Source organism: Xanthomonas cissicola, assembly GCF_008801575.1.
In the GTDB taxonomy this organism is placed as follows: domain Bacteria; phylum Pseudomonadota; class Gammaproteobacteria; order Xanthomonadales; family Xanthomonadaceae; genus Xanthomonas; species Xanthomonas cissicola.
Window position 1 is genome coordinate 1 of record NZ_VZPL01000300.1, and the last position, 249, is coordinate 249.

Annotated in this window: 1 pseudogene; it reads left to right on the forward strand. The window is 58.2% G+C overall.

Annotated features, from left to right (window positions below):
• Positions 1-122 (forward strand): annotated as a pseudogene (locus F7R02_RS26185) (IS3 family transposase); the annotation flags it as partial.
• Between the last annotated feature and the right edge of the window lie 127 nt (positions 123-249).

Consider the following 249-nt stretch of genomic DNA (forward strand, 5'->3'; position numbering starts at 1 on the left):
CTTGGCTGCGCAAGTTCGGCAAGCCCGGCGTAGTACAGCGCGCTGAGGCGGACCAGAGCGCCGAAGTCCGGCGGCTGAAGATCGAGTTGCGCCGGGTGACGGAGGAGCGCGACATCCTAAAAAGTCGCCCCTGAAAAACCCCCAGGCTGCATCCATTGCAAGGCTTAACCTGCGTTTTAGGTGTGCTGGAATTGCCAGTTTTCGTTACTCTACGAACTGGTTTCTGGCAGTTTTCGCCCATGCGTACAC